Below are 278 nucleotides of genomic sequence, written 5' to 3'. Positions count from 1 at the left end.
AATCCTAAATAATCCCAAGACGAAGCATCAGTTGTCGCATTATTTGCCGTTATACTGAAGAAGTGAGGGTTTGGACTTGAAGGAGATGTTATTCCGCTCTTAGTAAGTGTAAATACATCATTGCTCGTATTGGTGATTGTTTGCGTAGTATTATTACCCAATGTCTGAGTAATTGCTGTAAAACTAACTCCCGGATTGTAGTTGAAAGAAGTAACATCTCCAACTTTATATTTCGGTAATGCTTTTCCTGCAATCTGAGCTGAAACTGTACCTGCAAA

At 37.8% G+C, this 278-nt stretch carries 1 protein-coding gene; it reads right to left on the bottom strand.

All coding sequences use genetic code 11. The annotated features are described in order from the left end of the window. A partial coding sequence (locus tag SB752_RS32335) for a hypothetical protein (protein ID WP_410719485.1) occupies positions 1 to 278 on the bottom strand: 278 nt, incomplete at both ends.

The sequence above is a fragment of the Brevibacillus sp. SIMBA_040 genome (assembly GCF_046535075.1).
In the GTDB taxonomy this organism is placed as follows: Bacteria; Bacillota; Bacilli; order Brevibacillales; family Brevibacillaceae; genus Brevibacillus.
Note: the sequence above shows the minus strand (reverse complement) of the source record. Positions and strands in the feature narration are given on the sequence as shown.